The 21,162-nt window shown below is 71.5% G+C and carries 18 protein-coding genes and 1 pseudogene; 9 read left to right on the top strand and 10 right to left on the bottom strand.

All coding sequences use genetic code 11. The annotated features are described in order from the left end of the window. Positions 1–134 precede the first annotated feature (134 nt). A complete protein-coding gene (locus F0L68_RS35880; RefSeq protein WP_188317014.1) occupies positions 135–2,735 on the top strand; it encodes an ATP-binding protein in 2,601 nt (866 codons plus the stop codon). Positions 2,736–2,820: 85 nt separating this feature from the next. Further along, positions 2,821–3,345, top strand: a complete 525-nt coding sequence (locus F0L68_RS35875) for a ricin-type beta-trefoil lectin domain protein (protein WP_149854346.1) — start codon at positions 2,821–2,823, stop codon at positions 3,343–3,345. A 106-nt stretch (positions 3,346–3,451) separates the two neighbouring features. Here F0L68_RS35875 and F0L68_RS35870 read toward each other — a convergent pair whose 3' ends face one another. Further along, positions 3,452–4,243: a neprosin family prolyl endopeptidase gene (locus tag F0L68_RS35870; protein WP_149854345.1), complete on the bottom strand. Its 792-nt coding sequence runs from the start codon at positions 4,241–4,243 to the stop codon at positions 3,452–3,454. 199 nt (positions 4,244–4,442) lie between these two features. On the opposite strand from F0L68_RS35870, the gene F0L68_RS35865 reads away from it, so the two are divergent. Further along, positions 4,443–6,014, top strand: coding sequence for a helix-turn-helix domain-containing protein (locus F0L68_RS35865; protein WP_306463211.1), 1,572 nt, complete (start codon positions 4,443–4,445; stop codon positions 6,012–6,014). Here the strand turns inward: F0L68_RS35865 and F0L68_RS35860 are convergent. The 8 genes and pseudogenes from F0L68_RS35860 to F0L68_RS35820 all read right to left on the bottom strand — a co-directional run. Continuing rightward, a pseudogene (locus tag F0L68_RS35860) lies at positions 5,971–6,165 on the bottom strand (transposase); the annotation flags it as partial. The gene F0L68_RS35865 and the pseudogene F0L68_RS35860 overlap by 44 nt on opposite strands. A gap of 17 nt (positions 6,166–6,182) precedes the next feature. Beyond that, complete coding sequence (locus F0L68_RS35855; RefSeq protein ID WP_188317013.1) at positions 6,183–6,848, bottom strand: SDR family NAD(P)-dependent oxidoreductase; 666 nt, start codon at positions 6,846–6,848, stop codon at positions 6,183–6,185. Positions 6,849–6,865: 17 nt separating this feature from the next. After that, the gene (locus F0L68_RS35850) at positions 6,866–7,645 is read right to left on the bottom strand and encodes an NADPH-dependent F420 reductase (RefSeq protein ID WP_438672345.1); all 780 of its coding nucleotides are present in this window, start codon (positions 7,643–7,645) and stop codon (positions 6,866–6,868) included. Further along, positions 7,563–9,074, bottom strand: coding sequence for an aldehyde dehydrogenase family protein (locus tag F0L68_RS35845; protein ID WP_223199434.1), 1,512 nt, complete (start codon positions 9,072–9,074; stop codon positions 7,563–7,565). The genes F0L68_RS35850 and F0L68_RS35845 overlap by 83 nt, the downstream gene beginning before the upstream one ends. Before the next feature lie 112 nt (positions 9,075–9,186). Next, positions 9,187–9,603: a DUF3224 domain-containing protein gene (locus F0L68_RS35835; RefSeq protein WP_149854342.1), complete on the bottom strand. Its 417-nt coding sequence runs from the start codon at positions 9,601–9,603 to the stop codon at positions 9,187–9,189. Between the two features lie 64 nt (positions 9,604–9,667). Further along, positions 9,668–11,161 carry a UbiD family decarboxylase gene (locus tag F0L68_RS35830; RefSeq protein ID WP_149854341.1) on the bottom strand — a complete coding sequence of 498 codons (1,494 nt, stop codon included), beginning with the start codon at positions 11,159–11,161 and terminating at the stop codon, positions 9,668–9,670. Positions 11,162–11,253: 92 nt separating this feature from the next. Next, a complete protein-coding gene (locus F0L68_RS35825; RefSeq protein WP_188317012.1) occupies positions 11,254–11,817 on the bottom strand; it encodes a UbiX family flavin prenyltransferase in 564 nt (187 codons plus the stop codon). A gap of 28 nt (positions 11,818–11,845) precedes the next feature. Then, a complete protein-coding gene (locus tag F0L68_RS35820) occupies positions 11,846–14,563 on the bottom strand; it encodes an AfsR/SARP family transcriptional regulator (RefSeq protein ID WP_188317011.1) in 2,718 nt (905 codons plus the stop codon). A gap of 280 nt (positions 14,564–14,843) precedes the next feature. Between F0L68_RS35820 and F0L68_RS35815 the strand changes: the two genes are divergently transcribed. The 3 genes from F0L68_RS35815 to F0L68_RS35805 are packed head-to-tail and all read left to right on the top strand — an operon-like array spanning position 14,844 to position 18,936. Beyond that, positions 14,844–15,866: an AraC family transcriptional regulator gene (locus F0L68_RS35815; RefSeq protein WP_149854339.1), complete on the top strand. Its 1,023-nt coding sequence runs from the start codon at positions 14,844–14,846 to the stop codon at positions 15,864–15,866. Continuing rightward, the gene (locus tag F0L68_RS35810) at positions 15,863–17,527 is read left to right on the top strand and encodes an NAD(P)/FAD-dependent oxidoreductase (protein ID WP_149854338.1); all 1,665 of its coding nucleotides are present in this window, start codon (positions 15,863–15,865) and stop codon (positions 17,525–17,527) included. Before F0L68_RS35815 ends, F0L68_RS35810 begins: the two co-directional genes overlap by 4 nt. Then, positions 17,524–18,936 (top strand): ATP-binding protein, encoded by a 1,413-nt coding sequence (locus F0L68_RS35805; RefSeq protein ID WP_149854337.1) that lies wholly within the window; start codon positions 17,524–17,526, stop codon positions 18,934–18,936. The genes F0L68_RS35810 and F0L68_RS35805 overlap by 4 nt, the downstream gene beginning before the upstream one ends. Before the next feature lie 140 nt (positions 18,937–19,076). On the opposite strand, the gene F0L68_RS35800 is transcribed toward F0L68_RS35805, so the two are convergent. After that, on the bottom strand, positions 19,077–19,274 hold the full coding sequence (locus tag F0L68_RS35800) for a hypothetical protein (protein ID WP_149854336.1): 198 nt from the start codon (positions 19,272–19,274) through the stop codon (positions 19,077–19,079). Positions 19,275–19,648: 374 nt separating this feature from the next. Here F0L68_RS35800 and F0L68_RS42825 point away from each other — a divergent pair, with 374 nt between their 5' ends. The 3 genes from F0L68_RS42825 to F0L68_RS35795 all read left to right on the top strand — a co-directional run bounded on the left by F0L68_RS42825 (position 19,649) and on the right by F0L68_RS35795 (position 21,085). Next, the gene (locus F0L68_RS42825) at positions 19,649–19,792 is read left to right on the top strand and encodes a hypothetical protein (protein WP_188317010.1); all 144 of its coding nucleotides are present in this window, start codon (positions 19,649–19,651) and stop codon (positions 19,790–19,792) included. 148 nt (positions 19,793–19,940) lie between these two features. Beyond that, positions 19,941–20,072 carry a hypothetical protein gene (locus F0L68_RS44665; protein ID WP_276313917.1) on the top strand — a complete coding sequence of 44 codons (132 nt, stop codon included), beginning with the start codon at positions 19,941–19,943 and terminating at the stop codon, positions 20,070–20,072. 374 nt (positions 20,073–20,446) lie between these two features. Continuing rightward, a complete protein-coding gene (locus tag F0L68_RS35795) occupies positions 20,447–21,085 on the top strand; it encodes a MerR family transcriptional regulator (RefSeq protein ID WP_149854335.1) in 639 nt (212 codons plus the stop codon). Positions 21,086–21,162 lie beyond the last annotated feature (77 nt).

Here is a 21,162-nt window from a genome sequence, read left to right as displayed (position 1 = left end):
GCATGGTGATCGTGATCGCGCCAGGGCACCAGGTCAGCGAGCGGACACAATGCGGCCATTTCGTTGGCCCACGGATCGCGGCTTCACTAGCCTGTGGTGTCGCGGCCCCGGGGGCAGCGGGAGCGAGGGGCGCCGTGACGCTGACGTTTGCCGAGTTGTTGAAGGCACACCGGCTCAGGAGCGGTCTCACCCAGGAGCGGCTGGCCGAGAAGTCGGGCGTCTCGACCCGCACGATCCGCGGCCTGGAGACCGGCAGGCGCAGGGAGCCGAGGCTGGCGTCGGTGCACCTGCTGGCCGCCGCGCTGTCCCTGAACGAGGCCAACACGGACGCGCTGATCGCGGCGAGCCGGGGCGCGGCCCCCGCCGACGCCGGCAGGGCTGCCGGCTGGCCCGGTGCGGCGCGTTCGCTGCCCTACGACGTTCCCGACTTCACCGGCCGCGAGGTCGAGCTGGCCCGGCTGATCGGCCAGGCGGACAGGTCCGAGGCCGCCACGGTGGTCATCTCGGCGATCGACGGCATGGCCGGAGTCGGCAAGACCGCGCTGGCGGTGCGCGCCGCGCACCTGCTGGCCGACCGGTACCCGGATGGCCAGCTGTTCGTGGACCTGCACGGCTTCACCCCGGGCCGGCAGCCCCTTGACCCGGCCGCCGCGCTGGACACGTTGCTGCGGATGCTCGGGGTGCCCGCCGAGGCTGTCCCCGCCGACCAGGAGCAGCGCGCCGCGGTGTGGCGCAGCGAGTTGGCGCCCCGGCGCGTCGTGCTGTTGCTGGACAACGCCGCCGACGCCGCTCAGGTGCGGCCGCTGCTGCCCGGCGCGTCGGGCTGTCTGGTGTTGGTCACGTCGCGGCGCAGGATGCCGGGTCTGCCTGGAGCGGTGCCGCTGTCGCTGGATGTGCTGCCGGCCGACGAGGCCGCCGCGCTGTTCGCGGACGTCTGCGGCGCGGACGGCGAAGCGGACGCGGTGGCCGAGATCGTTGCCCTGTGCGGGCGGCTGCCGCTCGCGGTCCGCATCGCCTCGGCGAGGCTTGCGCACCGGAGCAACTGGAGCCCGGCCCACCTGGCCGCGCGGCTGCGCGACGAGAACCGGCGGCTGGCCGAGCTCGCCGTCGACGGGGAACTCGGTGTCGCTGCGGCGTTCTCGTTGTCCTACACCGGCCTCGACGACCTGCGGCGGCGGGTGTTCCGGCTGCTGGGCTGTCATCCTGGCGGGGACTTCGACCCGCTCGCGGCTGCGACGCTCGCCGACCTCCCGCTCGCCGAGGCCGAGCGCGCGCTTGAGTCCCTTGTGGACTGTCACCTGCTGCTGTCGTCCTCGCCCGACCGCTACACCTTCCACGACCTGCTGCGCCAACACGCAAGGCAGCTCGCCGAGGCCGAGGAGTCCGCGGCCGGCCGGCAGGCGGCGCTCGGCCGGCTGTTCGACCACCAGCTGCGCACCGCCGTCGCCGCCGTCCGCGTGCTCGCGCCGCACGAGCGCGACCTGCCCGACGCGGTGCCGCCGGGCGCCCTCGCCGTCGACCTGTCCGACGACGCGGCCGCGAACGCGTGGCTGGCCAGGGAGTTGCCCAACCTGGTGGCCGGCGCGGTCAACGCGGCCGGGGCCGGCTGGCCGGACCACGCACCCGCGTTGTCGCTGACCCTGTGGCGCTGGCTGGACGACCGGTCCCGGCACGCCGAGGCGCTGACGCTGCACGGCGCGGCCCTCGCGGTGGCGCGGGCGGCCGGCGACCTGTCCGGGCAGGCCGGGGTGCTGTGCAGGATGGGGCAGTCGCACTGGCGGTGGGGGCGCTACGAGCCGGCCACCGAGCACTACCGGCGGGCCCTCGAACTGGCCGGGCGGGCCGGCGACCAGCACACGGAGTCGGTCGCGCTGAGCGGGCTCGGCAACATCGCCGGCCAGTCCGGCCGCTACGAGCAGGCCACCGAGCACTACGAGCGGGCGCTGGTGCTGCTGCGCGCGGTGGGCAACCGCGTCACGGAGGCGAGCACCCGCAACAACCTCGGCATCGTGCACCAGTACCTCGGCCGCTACGAGGACGCGCTGGCCTGCCACCGGCAGGCGCTGACGATCGCCCGCGAGACCGGCAACCGCAACATCGAGAGCATGGCGCTGACCAACCTCGGCGTCGACCAGCGCCGGTTGGGCCACTACCGGGAGGCCGTGGACTGCCACCGTCAGGCGCTCGCCCTGGCCCGCGAGGCCGGCGACGCCTACGGGGAGAGCTTCGCGCTCAACGATCTCGGCGTCGCGAACCTGCTGCTCGGCGAGCACGAGTCGGCGTTGGTCCACCACCGGCAGGCGCTGGCCGTCGCGCGCGAAGTCGGCAACCGGGTCGCCGAGGGCGGCGCGCTCAACGGCCTTGGCCGGGCGCACCTGCGGCAGGGTTTCCCAGCGGAAGCCGAGGACTGCCATCGAAAGGCGCTGGCGCTGGCGCGCGAGACCGACGACTGGAACGCCGAAGCCGAGGCGCTGCTTGGGCTGGGCGAGGCAACCGTCGCGGCGGGCGATCCGACGGGAGCGGTGGCGCACCTGCGGCAGGCGCTGGTCATGGCCGACCGCATCAAGGACCGGCACCTTCAGGCCGAGACCCACGCGGGCCTCGGCCGCGCGTTCGCGGCGTGCGGCGACGACCGCGCGGCGGACGGGCACCGGCGGCGGGCCGCCGAGCTGTACGCGGGGCTCGGCACGCCGGAACCCGTTCTGTCAAAGGACACTGAGCGGGGTGGCGAGTGACCGGTCCATGACCTGTCGGTGTCCGGTTCCGGTGCCCAAGACTCTGCCGCGGTAGGCAACACACCGCGAACAAAGGCAGGACATCGTGACAAAGCTACGCAGTCTGTTTGCGGCAGCGCTGCTGTCCGTGATCGCACTCGGCGCGCTGATCGTCGCCCCCGCCGCGGCCTCCGCGGCCCCCGGCCCGCTTCCGGACCCGGGCAGCAAGGTGAACTTCCGGATCTACAACACCAACACGGGCCGCTGCCTGTCGGCCACTCCCAGCTCCATTTTCACCCTCGTGTCGTGCGGCGACAACAACGCCGTGTGGGTCGTCTACGGGTACAGGGACGACCCCACGTTCCAGGTCGGCAACCTGGGGCAGGCCAACATATGCCTCGGCGTCGACCCGATTGGTGGGTCGGCGGGTGCGATTTCGTGCAGCGACGAGTTCAACGCCCGTTGGTACTTCGACCAGCTGTCCGGCAACGCCTGGCAGCTGCGCAGCCGGCACGCCGAGTACTTCGGCTGGGGCGACCAGTGCCTGATGGATCAGCCAGAGGGATACCTCAAGCTGGGGAGCTGCCGCGACGGCGGCGTGCGCACCATGTGGTCCCTCGTGTACGCGTAGCGGGCGGCCCATCGAGGACAGCATCGAAGGCGGCAGTGCCCGGTCGACGACCGGGCACTGCCGCACGCCCACGAGCTACCTGCTCTCGTCGAGTGAGGGGCGAGACCTAGCATCCACCAGGACCGCCCAGCCTGAAGGAGGTTGGGGTGGCCGAGCCGGCGTCGTAGTAGCTCGGATCGGTTGCGGTGACAGCGAAGTACGGCTGGGACGAGGATCCGTAGAGCTGGTAGTTGGATATCGAGGACGCTCCCGACTGGCTGCCGAAGACGCCGTCGCCCATCTGGGTGCAACTGGGCTGACTGGGGGCGGAGACTTCGCCGAAGGCGGAGACGGTGTGGGCGGTGGTGAAAGCGCCACCCCACTCGGACCCCGGGAAGTACCCGAACGGCACGTTGTTGTAGTAGGCCCACCAGTCGCCGTTGTAGTTCCGCAGCGCGAAACTGCCGTAGGTCCCCGGGGTCAGGGTCATCCCGGCGGTCACGGTGGAGGACACCTGCACGAAACCGCAGCCGGCGTTGTAGCACTGCGGCTGGCCGTTGATCCAGAAGAAGACGAACAGGTGGGTCTGGTAGTCGCCGTAGGTTCCGGGGTCGATGGTCCAGCCGATCTCGACGGTGTCGGCGGTGGTTGTGGAGTTGGTGTTCTGCAAGGCAAGTTCCTGGAGTGAGTGGCCATTGGCGCTCACGTTGGCCGGCGCGGCCTGGTACATGGTGACGCCCGCACCCGACGTCGTGGTGTGCTGCCGGCCGGTGACGTAGCTGTAGCAGGACCCGAACCAGCACGTGGCAGCGTTGGCGTCGCCGGCGGGCAGAAGGAGCGTCGCCGCGGTCGTGGCGACCGCGATCGCCGCTGCGGCTAACAGGGATTTGGGCGTGCTTGTGTTGCGGCGCAGGGACATCAGGGTCTCTCTTTCGGTAGGTGCGCGTCGTGCGCCAGGCGTCGGCCGGCCGGCGCCTGCGCGAGGTCGCGGTGCGGGAGTGCGGCAGCAGATCGTCCGGCCCGTGAACAGGGTGGGCGCGGCCGTCAGGGACAGGGTGTGGGCCGAGTCGAAACGCGGAACTCGTAGCGGACGCGCTCGGGGCCTGGACCGTCGGTCAATGGTCCCGCGCGTAGCAGGCTTCCTATTAACTAATGACATAACTGCACTTACATTGTCGGTTAACATAGGCCGAGGATGCCCGCAGCGCAAGACCCTCCAGCAGGTTCGTGGTAGGAGTGCCGTGAGCCATCGGACGCAGGACGAGAAGGAGGGCGCGATGACCGTTCCCGACACGGGTCAGGAGCGTCCGGATCAGATCGGCGCGCGCCTACAGCGTCTGCGCACCGAGCGCGGACTGACCCAGCGCGCCTTGGCAGGACCCGGTTACACCGCCGCGTACGTGTCCACCGTGGAGTCCGGCAAGGCGCGGCCGTCCGACGCCGCGCTGCGCTACTTTGCCGAACGCCTCGACGTCAGTTACGAGGAACTCGCGGCCGGTGTTCCGGCCGGGCTGCGCACCGAGATCCGCGACGGGCTGGCCGAGGCGAACCAGCTGACGGACGCGGGCAGGGGTGCCGAGGCCGAGGCGCTGCTGCACGACCTGATCGGCCGGGCCGCCGAACACGACCTGCCCGATCTCGTCGCCGAACTGCGCGCCACGCTGGGTTCGTTCCTGCTGCGGCGCGGCGCCCTGGTCGACGGCAGGGAGCAGTTCGAGCAGGCCGAGGCGCTGCTTGTCGACCGGCCCCTGCCCGCTCGGGTCCGCGCCATCCGCGGCCGCGCGACAGCCCACTACCTGGCAGGGGACGTCCGTTACTCCTGCTATCTGTTGGAGACGACGATCAGCGAGCTGAACGGGGGCGGGCTGCCGGACCCGGCGTCCCTGATGCTGTTGTACGCAGCGGTGATCGGCCCATACCTGGAGCTCGGCGCCCTCGAGCGCGCGACCAAGGCGGCCACCCTCGCTCTCGACCTGGCGTCGAGCGTGACAGATCCGTTGGCCATCGCCGCACTGCACCGCTCCGTCGCGCGAACCCTCGCGGCAGGCGGCCGGTTCGCGGAGGCCGAGGCCAGCCTGATCAAGGCGCAGGAGGTGTACCAGCAGTGGGAGATCCGAGCGGAACTCGCGCAGTGCCACTGGATGCGCGGCTACCTGCACGCCCAGCACGACCGCCTCGCTGACGCCGAGACCGAACTTCGGACCGCCGCCGAGATGCTGCGCGCCGCCGGCAGCACGTTCTTCGCCGTCCAGGTCGAGGTCGAGCTCGCCGACGTCCGCTGGCGGCTCGGTCACGTCGCCGAAGCCGCAGAACTGCTCATGCCGTTGCTCGCGGGACTGGGTCCCGGCCATGGTGCCGTCCATGCCGCCGCAGCGCACCGCCTGCTCGGCCTGATCCGCGAACACTCCGAGAACCTGGACGCGGCCGAAGGGCACTACCGCACCGCGATCGAGCTCCAGCAGGAAGCCGATGTCACGGGCGACCTGGCCGACACCTCACGTCTGCTCGGTGACCTGCTTGACCGTCAGGGCCGCACCCGCGAGGCCATCGCCGCCTACCGGAACGGGCTCACCCAGCTCACCCGCCCGGGCACCACCACCCTCGGCCCCACCCCGCTCCCGCCGCCGATCATCCCGGCCACGGCCGCGACGGACCGCGACCGGCGTCCGCAGACATCCAGCACGCGGTGAACCACACCGTCAACGGTGTGCGGGTCCGGTCGAAGATCGTGCCCGCCGTCACCGAGGTGCGGCCGCCGCAGTCGGTGCACCTGAACCGGCCATCGCCCAGCCGCCAGCCCCCGGCATGACCGCAGGCCGGGCAGACGAAGCCGCCCGGCCAGCTGTCCGGTCAGATGCTCACCCGTAGACGTACTCGGCGCGCCACTGGTCCTGCGGGCGGTGGTGCAGTTCCAGGTAGGACTCCGCGACGACATCGGGATCGAAGCGCGCGTCGCCAGGCGAAAGGAAACCCCGGATGGTCACGGTGGTGACGTGCACACCCGCCTCGCGCTGTTCCTCGTGCAGGGCATGGGCGTAGGCGCGCAGCGCGGCCTTGCCGACCGACAGGCTGGTGTAGTCGGGCGAGGGATTCAGCGCCATACCGCCGCCGGTGAACAGCACGGTCCCCCTGCCCTCGCGCAGCATCGGGATGACGGTGGTCGCCGCGACGGCGGCACCGGTCACGTTGACGGCGAAGCTGGTCGCCCAGTCCTCGACGCTGATGCCGGTCGGCCTGTCGGGGCGGGCGAACGCGGCGTTGTAGACGAGCACGTCGGGTTCGCCGAGATCGTCGACGGCCTCGGCGAGGACGGTGGCAAGCAGGCCCGGTGCGGCCGCGTCTGCCGAGTAGGCGACGGCGGAGTGCCCCGCGTCGACGAGGTCGTCGGCCAGGGTCTTCAGCCGCGGCCCGTCCCGGCCGATCAGCGCCACCCGGTGGCCGTCGCCGGCGAAGGCCGCGGCGAGGGACCGGCCGAGGCCGGGTCCCGCGCCGACGATCAGGGCGCTGCCCTTGGTGGTGTTCATCCTTGCGTCTCCAGATCTCATCGGTAGGCCGGCGTCGGCGGAATGGGGCGCCCGGCACGCACTGCGTCAACGACCGCAAGGGCGTCGGCGAGCCGGTACTCCTCGCCGTAGACGGCGTTGGGCCGACGCGGCGACTCCATCACGGCGCAGTCCGCGACGCCGCCGAGGTCCACTGGGGCGTAACCGAGGCTCTCGACGAACCCCGCGACGACCTTCTTGGCCTCCTCGTCGTCGCCGCACAGCCACTGCACCACCCGGCTGTGCCCGGAGCGCCCGGCCACAGCCGCCTGGAAGCCGGAAGTCATGGTGTTGAACGACTTCGTGTAGCGGGCCTCTGGCATCCGGGAGGCGTTGAACGCGGCGGCCGTCTGGCCAGGAGCCGGTCCGGGCCCGGAGCCGAACTGGTTGGTGGTGTCGACGACGAGCCTGCCGTCCAGCGGCCCTGCCTGTTCGAGGGCGAGGCCGACGACGCCCCACGGCACGGCGAGGACGGTCAGGTCGGCCGAGGCCACCACCTCGCGCGGCGTCCCGACTGCGGCTCGGTCGCCCAGACCGCTCGCGAAGGCCCGGAGGGTCGCGGGGTCGCGCGAGAAGCTGAGGATCACCTCGTGCCCGACGCGGACGGCCTGGTGCGCGACGTTGCCGCCGATGTGGCCGGCCCCGATGATGCCGATTCTCATGGTTTCCGCTCTTGGTTTGCTTTGGTGGCAACGATCACGACTGGAGGCTGAGCCACGTCGTCTTGTACTGGGTGTAGTTCTCGAACGCCTCGGGACCGTTCTCCCGCCCGTAGCCACTGGCCTTGAACCCGCCGAACGGCGCCGACGGGTCGTACAGGTGCCAGGTGTTGAGCCAGACGGTGCCCGCGTCGAGGCGCTCGGCCACGCGAAGGGCCTTGGCGAGGTCCCTGGTCTGCACGCCGGCGGCGAGGCCGTAGGGCGTCGCGTTGCCGAGGGCGACGGCGTCGTCCTCGGTGTCGAACGGGATCACCGGCAGGACGGGACCGAAGATCTCCTCCTGGGCGATCCGCATGTCGTTGCTGGCGTTGGCGAACACCGTCGGCTCGATGTAGAGGCCGCGGCCGTCGACGGTCAGCGACTTGCCCCCGGTGACCAGGCTGGCGCCGTCCTCGTCGCGGCCGATGTCGATGTACCGCAGGACCTTCTCGAACTCACGCCGGTTGGCGATCGGCCCGAAGTCCGAGGCAGGGTCGAAGGGATCGCCGGTGCGGGCGTTGGCGCACATCGCCGTCAGCCGCTCGACGACCTCGTCGTAGACCTCGCGCTGCACCAGCAGTCTGGAGCCGGCGACGCAGACTTCGCCCTTGTTCCAGAAGATGGCGTAGAACGCGGTGGTGACCGCGCGCTCCAGGTCCGCGTCGGCGAAGATGATGTCGGGGCTCTTGCCGCCGAGCTCCATCGTCAGGTGCTTCAGCGTCTCGGCCGAGTCGCGGATGATGGACTTGCCGGTCGCGGTCGAGCCGGTGAGCGCCACCTTGTCGATGCGAGGGTCGCCGACCAGCGCCCTACCTACCTCGGCGCCGCCGCCGGTGAGCAGGTTGTAGGCGCCCTCGGGCACCCCGGCGTCCATCATGATCTCGGCCAGCGTGATCGACGACAGCGGCGTGTCGGCGGACGGCTTGTGGATGAAGGTGTTCCCGGCTGCCAGGGCCGGCGCGATCTTGCTGACGGTCAGGATCAGCGGGAAGTTGAACGGGGTGATCGCCGCGACGACGCCGAGCGGCTGACGCCGGGTGAACGCCATGACGTCGCCGGTGGACCCGACCGGCTCCACGGTCTTGACCGCGCCTTCGAGCTTGGTCGTCCAACCGGCGAAGTAGCGGAACATGTTGGCGATGTGCGGGACGTCGATGGACATCGCGTCACGCCACAGCTTGCCCATGTCCACGACCTCGCGGAAGGCGAGGTCCTCGGCCCGTTCCTCGATCAGGTCCGCGACCTTGTTGAGGACCTTCGCGCGCTGGGACCCTGGCATGCGGCTCCAGCCGCCATCGTCGAACGCCTGGCGCGCGGCGGCGGCCGCCAGTGCCGCGTCCTCGGGGCCGGACTTGGCGACGGTCGTGGTCACCTGCTCGGTCGCCGGGTTGACCGTCGCTTCGGTGGCGCCGTCCGCGGCGTCCCGCCACTGACCGCCGATGAGCAGCCGGCCAGCGGGGACGACACGCGAGTCCACCGTCAGGGGCAGGGATTCGGTGTTGCTTGTCAACGTATTCACTCTCTGTTCTGCGCCGCGAGAGCGGTCGCGATCGACCGGCCGATCCCGGTGCCCGCGCCGGTCACCAGCGCGGTCCTGCCGTCAAGGGATGTCGGGGTGGTCATCACTCGAACCAGTAGTCCAGGTGGATCTGCGCGCCCTCGCCGAGTTTGGCGTGGAACCCGCCCTCCCCGCGCAGCCCGGCCAGCTCGCCGGTGCCCGAGCCCGGCACCACGAACCAGTCGCCCTTGACCTGGTCGCCTTCAACGATTCCGGTGTCCTGCAACAGAAAGCTGCCGGACCTCTCGGCGATGGTGCCGTTGACCCGCTCGATGCCGACGAAGCTGGCCGACCCGTCGGCGTTGGCGGACTGGAGGAACTCCACCACCCCGACGCCCTCGATGTCGCCGTCGAAGGACTCCTCGACGTGGATCCGCGTCAGGACCGGGCCGTCGGCCGGCTCGTCGTAGACGGCGGGTTCGTACTTGTGCACCGTGATGACCGCGTTCGCGCGGACGGTACCGGTACTGGGAATGCTCATCGTGTCGTTACTTTCGTTGGCTGGGTTGCCGGCGTGGTTGACGCCGTCAGCGTTGGTCGGCGCGTCAGCGGTAGCCGTAGGCCCGCCAGTTGTTCAGGACGCGCTCCTGGATCTCGACCGGCCAGCCGTTCTCGAAGCTGCCCTTCACCGGGCGCCTGCCTTCGGGATACAGGTCGGCGAGCAGGCAGTTGTAGATGACCTTCCCGGCCATGAACGTGCGCGACTCCTCCTCGGAGAGGTAGACCGCGAGCTGGTCGCTCACCTTGTGCGGGAAGTGGAACTCGCCGCGCCCGGTGTCCGGGTGGGACCGGGTGGCGAAGGCCCAGACGACCTGGCTCAGGTCGGTGATGTCGACGTCGTCCTCGACCAGCAGGATCTTGGGGGCGTTCACCGAGGGCTTGCCGGTGAAGATGACGTCGGCGACCTTCCCGACGAGCTCGGCGGAGGACAGTCCGGTGGTCTCGTGCCAGTCCCGGCTGACCGCCAGCGTCAGCCAGTGCACGGCCGCCTCGAAGTTGTACCAGGCGGAGCTGATCGGGAGCTCGGCCGCACGCAGCAGGTGGAGGATCTCCGCGGCGCTGGTGGTGCCGATGATCGTGTGGTCCTCCTCGACCGGCGGCCCCGCGGCGACGACCGGCTGGATCGCGTCGTCGCGGTAGGTGATCGCGCTGACGTGGAACACCTGCTTGGGCGACGCCTCGGTGGCGTTGTAGCCGGGGAACTCGTTGAACGGCCCCTCCGAGACGGTCTCGTCCAGGGAGATGTGCCCCTCGATGATCATCTCGGCGGTGGCCGGGACGAGCAGGTCGACGGTCTCGGCCGGGACGAGCTCGATGCCCTCGCCGAACAGCGCGCCGAGATAGTGGCTCTCGTCAACGCCTTCGGGGATCGGCATGCCGCCGACCCAGGGCAGACCGGGCTCGACGCCGACGGCAAGGGCGATCGGCATCGGCTCGCCGATCTCGGTCCACTTCGACCGGACGACCCCGAGGTGCTGCGGGCCGGGGATGAGACAGGCCAGGGTGTCCTTGCCGGCGATCATCATGCGGTTGATCGACCAGTTGGTCCAGGACCCGTCCGGGGTCCTGACGATGTTCATGCCGTAGGTCTGGATGTAGCGCCCGCCGTCGTTGCCGTGGATCAGCGGCGTCGGGAACGCGAACAGGTCGATCTCGTCGCCGAGCATGATGTTCTGCTTGCAGGGCGCCGAAGCCGCGTCGACGACGACCGGCGGGATGCCGGGCTTGGCGCGCGCGGCGGCCAGGGCTTCGACGATCCGCTGGCCGGTCGCGTCGGCGGGCAGTCCGATGGCCAGAGCGATGCGCGCGAACCGGTGCTCGGCGCTGCTGAGCGCGCCGGGCGCGCCGAAGAGCCGGAACCCGGTCCCCTGGTAGCCGGTCAGGTTGGTGAACAGCGGCGCCGGGGCCGTCAGGTCGTAGGAGCGCCGGATGATCGCGCCGACTTCCATGTTCCAGTCGACCTCGACGTCGATGGTCTGGACGTCGCCGATCTTCGCCAGCTCGTCGATGAACTCACGGAGGCTGCGCAGGTGCGTCACTGGGATTCCTCGTCCGGTCACAGGTGCGTGGTCGTGGGTCGCGGCGTCGCGGGGTGCGCCGCCGCGCGGTGGGAGCTGGCCCGGCGGACGGGTCACTCGCCCCAGCGGGGCAGGTCCGGGACGTCGATGCCGAGCAGGTCGAGGGCGCGTCCCGCGGTGTGCTCGACGATGTCCTCGACGCTGCCGGGGCGGAGGTAGAAGGCGGGCACCGGCGGCATGACGATCCCGCCCGACTCGGTGACCGCGGTCATGGCCCGGAGATGCCCCATGGTCAGCGGGGTCTCCCTGACCATCAGGACCAGCCGCCGGCGCTCCTTGAGCGTCACGTCGGCGGCCCGCGTCAGCAGGTTGTCGCCGTTGGAGTAGGCGATCGCCGAGAGGGTCCTGATCGAGCAGGGGGCCACGATCATCCCGGTGGTGCGGAAGGATCCCGACGCGATCGACGCCCCGATGTCGGCCGGCCGGTGGCAGACGTCCGCCATGGCCGCGAGGTCCCGTGCGGACAGGTCGGTCTCGTAGGCCCGCGTCTGCTGGCCGGCCGGCGTGACGACGAGGTGCGTCTGCACCCCCGCCTTCCTGGCCAGCTCCAGGACCTTCATGCCGTAGGCGATCCCGGTGGCGCCGCTGATCCCCACAACAAGCCGACGGGCTTCCATCAGTCCTCCCCCTGTTCGAGGACTGACGCTATTGGCGGGCGACAACGCGGTCATATCGCGGCGATATCGCGGCCAGCAGCTCCAGCGCGGCGAGCCTGGCCTCGACGGAGTCGGCTTCCGGCCGGGCCAGGTCGCGGAAGAGCTCCATGGCGGCCCGCCACGCCCCACGGGCCCCGGCCGGGTCGCCCGTCTGCGCGTGGATCTCCCCTACCCGCGCAAGGGACACGGCGGCTTGGAAGCTGTTTCCTGCGCCCTCGAACAGGTCGATCGCGGTGTCGTAGCAGTCGATCGCGGAGGAGTAGTCGCCGAGTCCGTGGTGAATGAAGCCGAGGCTGTCCCGGACGTGGCCCTCCAGGTTCCTGGCCCCGAGCCCCTGGACCAGTTCGGCCGCCTCGCGGCAGTGGGCGAGCGCTTGGCGCAGATCGCCGTACTGGGCCAGGACGTACCCCATCGAGTTGAGCGCCTCGGCCTGGCCGAGCTGGTTCCCCGTCGCCCTTGCGCCGGCCCGGCGACAGCGCTGGAGGTGCGTGGTGCCAAGTTCGTGCTCGCCCTCCGAGGACAGGACGCCGCCGATGAGCCGACGCCGGACGGTGTCGCCCCGCTCGCGCCACCGACCGAGCCACAGCAGGCCCGTCGACTGCGCGCAGGCCAGCTGCCAGGCGGAGGTGTCGTAGCCGCAGGCGACGGCCTCGGCGACCAGGTTGGCCAGCACCTCGTGCTCGGCGTGGAACCAGGCCGTCGCGGCGGCCCGGTTGGCAAAGCCGTCGGACCGCACGTCCGGCCGCACGCCGACGCAGTCCAGCTCGATCGGGAGCGGGCTCGTGCAGAGCACGCGGTCGGCCGCGATGCTCGAACGCAGGTAGTAGTCGAGGAGCCGATGCGTCGCCGCGCGCACCTCGTCCTCGGTCTCCTCGCGTTCCACGAGTTCGGCGGCGAAGGCGCGCACCAGATTGTGCATCGCGTGGCGCCCCGGCGCGGCCTCGGTTGTCAGGCTCATGGCGGCAAGCTCGGCCAGCAGGGTCGCGGCGGCGGAACTCGCAACACCCGCCACGGCCGCCGCGGCGGGGACCGATATCTCGGGGCCCGGCTGGAGGGACAGGAACCGCAGCATGCGCGCGGCCTCGGCGGACAGCAGCCGGTAGGACCAGGACAGGACCTCGCGGACGCTGCTCGCCGCGTCCCCGCCATCGAACAGGTCGAGTGCGCCATGCCCGCCGAGCTGGGCGACGAGGGCTTCCAGGGGGATGTGGGGCATCGACGCGGCGCGGGCGGCGGCAACGGCCAGAGCCAGCGGCAGCCGTCCGCAGCGCTCGGCAAGCAGCGCGACCGCCGCCCCGTGCCCCGCCGTGCGGAGCGCGCCGAGCCGGCGGGTCAGCAGGTCGCGGGCCCCCTCCTCGGACAGCGGGGCCAGCGGGATCGGCTCGGCCCCGTCCAGTGCCACCAGGCCGGCGAGCGCGCTCCGGCTGGTCACCAGGGTCCGGCAGGAGTCGCCGGGCGGGAGCAGCGGGCGCACCTGGTCGGCGTCGCGCGCGTTGTCGAACACGAACAGCAGCCGCCGGTCGGCGACGGTGCTGCGGTAGAGGGCGGCCCGGCCCTCCGGGGTGGCCGGATGGAGTCCGGCCGGCACGCCGAGGCAGTCGAGCAGGATGCTGACGGCCGCGTCCGGCGCGAGCGGACGGCCGTGCGCCGTGAACCCGTTCAGGTCGAGGTACAGCTGCCCTTCGGGGAACAGCGGTGCCGCGCTGTGCGCCCACGCCAGCGCCACGGTGGTCTTGCCGACACCCGCCGGGCCGACCAGGAGCGCGACGCGGCAGTCGGACCGCTCGACCCCGGCCATCATCCGCGTCAGTTCGAGGAGTTCGCTGTCGCGGCCGATGACCATGCGGGGTGCCGAGGGGAGCTGTAGCGGCGGGGTGACCGGCCAGCTCCCGGACCGATGCAGGGGGCGCGCCGCGCTGGCGGCGTGCTGTGTCTTCCGCCAGGCGTCCAGCACGTCCGCCACGGGGGCGTCGTGCAGGACCAGCTCGTGCAGCTCCCGCAATACCTGGGAGGGCTCAACCCCGAGCTCGTCGCGGAGCAGCGCCCGGACCCGGCGATAGTGCGCCAGGGCCTCCACCCTATGCCCGCAGCCGTACAGGGTGAGGAGTTGGCGCGCGTACAGCGGTTCCCGCAGCGGATGCCGCGCGATCAGGTCGGTGATCCACGGCATGGCCTGGTCGAAGCGTGCCGCGCACAGCGACGCGTCGATCCGCAGCTCCGCCAGCCGGAGCCGCAGCCCGTCGAGAGCAGGGGCGTGTTCCCCATGGAAGCGGTCGCAGTCGATGTCCTGGAGCGGCTCGCCGCGCCACAGCTCCAGGGCCTGGCCGACCAGCGTCCCCGCCTCGGCACAGTCGCCGAGGGCCAGGGCGCGCCGAGCGCGTGACTCCAGCGCGTCGGCGTGCAGGTGGTCGGCCTCGACGTCGTCCCGGATCTCCAGGAGGTAGCCGCCGTTCTCCGTCCGCAGGCGCGGCGCGACCTCGGGGCCGAGAATCTTGCGGAGCCGGGTGACGTAGTTGAGGACCGCAGTCCGCGCGCTTGGCGGGCTCGCGTCCTCCCACAGCACGTCGATCAGGGCTGGCACGGAGACGGACTGGTTCGGCCGGGTCAGCAGGCAGGCCAGCACGGCCCGCTGCTTCGCGGCCGGGACGGTGAACCGGCGGCCCCGGTCGTCCGCCACTTCGATCGGCCCCAGCAGTCCGAATCGCATCGCTGTCCTCGCCATCCCGCACAAGCCACCGCCGCGGCGGAGACGGCCTCGTCCCCCGCGCACCGCCGCGGCTACCCCAGAAACCCGCAGACCAGCTGACATCCAAGCTCGACCCTGCCGCCGGCCCACGCGACGCTACGTGCGAACGGACGCGGTGAGGGAGGACCGAACGCGCCACATTCCCGACGACCTTCTGGCGTAGGGAACTCGCTTGCCGCACCATGATCGGGATAGTTAGCTTCGGCCGTCAGGGTGCCGACGACGCGCGGAGGACTTGCACATGGCGGCACCGTCGGCCGAACCGACCGACTCCGCGGCCGTGCCACGGCTGATTCTGTCCGCCTCGGGCCAGCGCGGAGCCGACCGCAAGCGCTTGGCCGACGCCGCCGGGCTCGCGCAGTGGGCGCTTGCCGACGACTCGATCCGCATCCCCGCAGCGCAGACCCTGCGGCTGTGGGATCTGACCGAGGCGAAGTGCGACACCCGCTACGTCGGCGTCCGGGGTGCGGACTACTACCGGCCAGGCATGCTCGGGATGTTCGACCGCCTCGTGGTCAGCGCGCCCGATGTCGGGTCCGGCCTGCGGGTCGCGAGCTCGTACGCGCGCCTCGCCACCTCGGCCGAGTTCGCCTTCGCCGAGCGGGCTGGCGAGGCCGTCCTCACGGTTGCGCAGATCCCCGGGGACGGCAACTCCAGGGCGCTGGCCGCCGAGTTCATCCTCGGCGTCGTGTTGAACCTGATCAGGAAGGCGGCAGGGCGGCCGGTGACGCCGGCACGGGTCGAGTTCGCCAGCCCGGCGCCGCACGCCCACGCCGAGCACGCCGAGCTGTATGGCACCGCGTCGATCGACTTCGACCAGCCCGCCGACGCGCTGGTCTTCCGCGCCGACGACATGCGCCTGCCGCTGCCCACCGCCGACCCGGTCGCCGCCGGGCGCCTGCGCGGCCGCGCCGACACTCTCGTCTCGGCGCGGCGCGCCACCACCTGGCGCGACTGGCTGCGGCACCGGATCAACGCGCGCCTGTCCGAGGGCACCGCCAGCCTCGACGCCGTCGCCCGCGACCTGTACCTGAGCCCCCGCACCCTGCAACGCCGGCTCGGCGAGCAGGACACCACCTGGCGCGCCGAGCTCGACGCCGTGCGCCGGCAGCGAGCCGTGACGCTGCTCGGCACCAGCTCCCCGACCCGCGCCGACCTCGCCGAGGAGCTGGGCTACTCGGCGGCGCGCGCCGCCCGGCGCACGTTGCGCCGCTGGGAGGTGGCGGCCGTGAAACCGACCGATCCGCACAGAGGAGCACGATGACCACCGACACCACCACCACCGCCGACGACGACCGGCGCCCGGTCATGCTGGCCGTCGACGACGATCCGCAGGTGCTGCGGGCCGTCCGGCGGGACCTGCGCCGCTCCTACGCCGGCCAGTACCGGGTCGTCACGGTGTCCTCGGCGGCGGAGGCGCTTGCGGTGCTGGACGAACTGGCCGCGCGCGGCGAGGAGCCCGCGCTGCTGCTGTCCGACCAGCGGATGCCGGAGACCACCGGAGTGGAGTTCCTGCGCCGCTCGCTGACGCTGTTCCCCGAGGCGCGGCGGGTTTTGCTCACCGCCTACGCCGACACCGACGCGGCCATCTCGGCGATCAACGACGCCCGGCTGGACCACTACCTGATGAAGCCGTGGGACCCGCCGGAGGAGCGCTTCTACCCGGTGCTGGACGACCTGCTGGCCGACTGGCAGGCGGCGCGCGCCTCGCAGTGGCAGGGCATCCGGGTGATCGGGCTGCGGTTCAACGCGGCCACCCACGACATCCGGAACTTCCTGACCCGCCAGCTCATCCCGTTCCGGTTCACCGACGCCGGTGCCAACCCGGACGCGGCGGACGGCCTCGCGCTGCCCGTGGTGGAGTTCCCCGACGGCAGCAGGCTCGCCGCGCCGACGACCGCCCAGCTCAGCGAGCAGCTCGGCCTGGCGACGGCGGCGGAGCGCAAGGCGTACGACCTGGTGATCGTCGGCGCGGGCCCCAGCGGGCTGGCTGCGGCCGTCTATGGGGCGTCGGAGGGCCTGAGCACCGTCGCCGTCGACCGGGAGGCCCCCGGCGGGCAGGCGGGCACCAGCTCGCGGATCGAGAACTACCTCGGCTTCCCCGCCGGCCTGTCCGGCGGCGACCTGGCTCGCCGGGCGACCGCGCAGGCGAAGCGGCTCGGCGCGGAAATCCTTTCACCGCAGGAGATCACCTCGCTGCGCGTGGAGGACTCGGTCAAGGTGATCACGCTGTCGGACGGCACCGAGATCACCGCGCAGGCGCTGATCCTGGCGACCGGGGTCAGCTACAACCGGCTCGACGTCCCAGGGGCGGACGGGCTGGCTGGCGCCGGCGTCTACTACGGCGCGGCCGTGACCGAGGCGATCTCCTGCTCGGGACTCACGGTCTATGTGGTGGGCGGGGCCAACTCCGCCGGCCAGGGCGCCATGTACTTCTCGAAGTACGCGGCCAGGGTCGTCATGCTCATCCGCGGCGACTCGCTGGAGAAGGGCATGTCCCAGTACCTGGTCGAGCAGATCAGGAGCACCCCGAACATCGAGGTGCGGCTGCGGACGAAGGTCGTGCGGCTGGAGGGCGAGGGCCGGCTTGAGCGGCTCGTGCTGGACCGCGACGGCACCGAGCAGGTCGCCGAGGCCGACGCGGTGTTCACGTTCATCGGCGCGGCACCCCGGACATCCTGGCTGCCCAAGGAGATCCTGCGCGATCCGCACGGCTTCGTGATCACCGGCACCGAGCTGTCCGACGACCAGCTGGCCGAATCCGGCTGGTCGCTGTCGCGTCTGCCCTTCCTGCTGGAGACCAGCGTGCCCGGCGTGTTCGCGGTCGGCGACGTGCGGTCCGGCGCGATGCGGCGGGTCGCGTCCGCGGTCGGCGAGGGCGCGATGGCGGTCGCGTTCACCCACCAGTACCTGGCGGGCTCGTGAACCTCCGCGACATTCCGCTGTTCGCCGGGCTTTCCGGGGAGCAGCTCGACTGGCTGGCCTCGGTACTCGCCATCCGCGACGCCAGCCCTGGCGAGGTCCTGTTCACGGAGGGCGAGCCGCCCGCGGGGCTGTTCCTGTTGCTGGACGGCGAGTTGACGATGACCCGCCTGGTGGACGACCGCCAGCAGGTGGGCACCCGGCACCGGGTCGGCGGCGAGGCCCCGGACCCCGGCAAGCCGGCCGCGGCGAACTCGTTCACCGGCGAAGTCCAGTTGCTGACGGGGAATCCGCACACCGCGACGGCCACAGTGACCGCACAGAGCCGGATCGGCGTGCTGAGTCCCGCCGACTTCCAGGAGATGCTGGCGCGCTGTCCGCAGGTGGCCGGGGTCATGCTGCCGGTGGTGGCGTGGCGGCTGCGGATGACCGAGATGCAGGCGCGGGAGCGCAGCACGCTGGCCGCGCTGAGCACCGTCGCCGCCGGGCTGGCGCACGAGCTGAACAACCCGGCGGCCGCCGCGCGCCGGGCGTCCGGGGAGCTGCCGGCGGCCATCGCCGACGTGGAGTCGGCCGCCGCGGACTGGGCCATGGCAGGCGAGGAGAGTGCGCATCCCCGTGCGCTGCGGGAGGAACTGCGCGGCCGGCCGGTGCCGCAGTCCGCGCTGGGCAGGGCGGACCGCGAGGACGAGATCGAGGACTGGCTCGTCGACCATGACTGCGACGTGCGCGGTGAGGCCGGCGGTCTGCTCGCGGACGCGGGAGCAGACGCGGAGTGGCTCTCGTCGGTGGGGGCGCGGGGCGTGCCAGTCGGACCGGCCGTCCGGTACCTGTGCGCGCTGTTGGCCGTCGAGTCGCTCACCGTCGACCTGGCGGACAGCGTCGGTCGAGTGTCGGCGCTGGTCGACGACGTCCGCACCTACACCCAGCTGGACCGCGCCCCGGAGCAGGAGGTCGACATCCACGCCGGGCTGGACTCCACCCTGCGGTTGCTGTCGGCGAAACTGCGCGGGGTCACGGTCGAACGCTCGTACGACCCGGCGCTGCCCAGGCTGCTTGCCAAGGGCGCTGAGCTGAACCAGGTGTGGACCAACATCATCGACAACGCCCTGGACGCCCTCGGCGGCTCCGGCACGGTGTCGCTGCGGACCTGGCTGGACGGCTCCTGCGTGTCGGTCGAGATCGGCGACGACGGTCCCGGCATCCCGCCCGAGGTGCAGGCGCGGCTTTTCGAGCCGTTCTTCACCACCAAGGACATCGGCAGCGGCACCGGCCTCGGGCTGCACATCGTCTACCGCATCGTGACCGAGCGGCACGGCGGGTCCATCGAGGTCTACTCCCAACCGGGACGGACCCGCTTCGTCATCCGCCTGCCCGCACCCACGTCGCCGACGGCGGTCCGTTCGGGCTGACCGTGCTCCGCCTCTGAGCCGGCCAGCCCGCAGTCGCCGCCCGTTACGACAAACGCGAGCGCGGCTACCAGGGCACCATCGACGTCGCCTCGATCCGGATCTGGCTCCGTGATCCCGTCACATGATCCACGGGACACGCCCTAAGGGCCCCAGGGGTAGTGCTCGGCGGCGGTGTCGAAGGCCGCGTTCAGCTGACTGTCAGTCAACCGCTCGTCCACACTGATCCTGGACTCCGCAGCAAGTCCGGTCGTGGCGACCACGGCCCACAACGCGTGAGCGAGGCCGGCAACCTGGTCGTCACCGGCATGGTCTGGCAAGTCGATCCTGATCGTGCGCACAAACCCATTGTGCTAGAAGGAAAACAGCGACGCGCAGCATGTCATGAGAAGGATTCCTACTGTCTCCCAACGGTTTCACCCCTGCCACACCGACAATCAACAGTCGCCGCCGGACCATCGATCATGGCCGCGAGCAGGTTCTTCCCGGTCTCAGCGCCCATGGATGTGGGGGTCGCGCACGCTGACCGACGCCAGCGTGTCCGGTCGAGGCCCGGGGCATCAAAGCCGATCGGGTGAGACCAAGGCCACCAGGGTCGCTGCGCGATCCCACCCGATCGGCTGACACCCGTCCTCCTCGATCTCCTCCCCGGCGCCGGTCCCGGCGAGTGCGCCCCACACCAGTAGGGGCGCCGAGCACAGGATCGGAGCACGTGATGAGCCACCAGATCGAGGAGTTCGACGACGACACCGCCGCGTTCATCTCCCACCGCCAGGACGCCTGGCACCACCTGGGCACCACCACCCGCGACTGCCTCACCGCCAGCGAGGTCATGGCCAAGGCCTACCTCGGCGGCTGAAACGTCCGCAAGGTCCACTGACCACCCACGACGTCACCCCCACCAGAGTCATCAACCTGGAAGCGCCAGGAGCGTTCGCCACCGTCCGCTCCCACCCCAAGACCGGTGCGCCCCAACCCATCCCCGGACTTGGGGCGGCGGGCTGGCGATGGCGTTCGAGCTCATCGAGGCCGGCGAACTCGTCGAACGAGCCAACGCGTACCCCAAACCCGAAGCCGCCCAGACGATCTTCACCCACGGTTCGTCGCCGTTGCCCTGGCATCGTCCAGCAGACGCCTGACGTCGAAGTGTTGAGCGAGCGTTGGGCATCTGGCCCTCGGACACCCGACGTCCACACTCAGGAACTCATCTGCCGGCCTGCCCGGCGCGGCTGTGTCCTGCGCGGCCGTGGGCGAACGGGCCTTCCGTCCACGGCCGCAGGGCGAGCGTGCCGCTCCCTCAGAGCGTCTGCGGCCTCGCCCGATCCCCGTCGGCTTGACGTTGCCCCTGGGGCAACGTTCGACCATGGGTGGCGAGAACAGACGCCTCACGCAAACCCGAGAGAGGACCAACGATGTCACCTCGACAACTCACGAGAAGGCCGCGGCCGACAGCACACACCAGCGAGAGGTTCACGCGGACACTGCTCACCGGCGGCGCGGTCGCATCGCCCTAGTGAAGATCAAGACACTGGTCGACGCGGCGGTGCCCCTCGCCCGCATCAAGGAGCTGCTCGCCGCCGACCTCGACGTGTTCACCGCGACGATCGCCGAGATCGACCGCGGACTGCGCAAGCGCGCCGCGGAGATCAGCAGCGCCCGGGCCCGACTCGCCGCGCTCGCCGCAGGTGATCGATTGCTCGTCTCGGCCGAGGTCGCCACCTACCTCGACCGTCTCCGCCAGCTCGGCGTCAGTCGCCGCGGCGTCAACATGGAGCGCGATGGCTGGATCCTGCTCCAGTCGACATCGCCGCGAGCGGCGGCCATCTGGATCGCCGACAAGCGCGACGCCCTCGACGATCCCGAGTTCCGCGCCATCTACCTCGAGTACGACGCGGCATTCGACTGGTCCCCGCAGGACCCGCGCCTGCCCGCCCTGGCCAAGCGCGCCGAGCGCTGGAAAGCCGGCCAGCGCAGCGGCCCGGACGACCTCGGACCCGCCATCGACCCGGCACTCGCCCAGATAGTCGCCGCCGCGGTCACCGCGTCCTCGCCTGCCTGGGACCGCCTCGCCGAGATCGCCATGGCTTCGACGTCGCAGGCCCGGCACGACGCCTACCCTGCCCAGCCCGGCGCTCGCACCGAGGGCGACTGACCGCCGGACGCTCCACCGACACCGGGCGCAGGGCAGGACCAGGGCCTTGCGCGCGCCGCGGACGGCCTTGGCCGCCG

It is taken from the genome of Solihabitans fulvus (assembly GCF_008386585.1).
Lineage (GTDB): Bacteria > Actinomycetota > Actinomycetes > Mycobacteriales > Pseudonocardiaceae > Solihabitans > Solihabitans fulvus.
The sequence above is the reverse complement of the archived record's forward strand: the minus strand, read 5'-3'. Positions and strand labels throughout refer to the sequence as shown.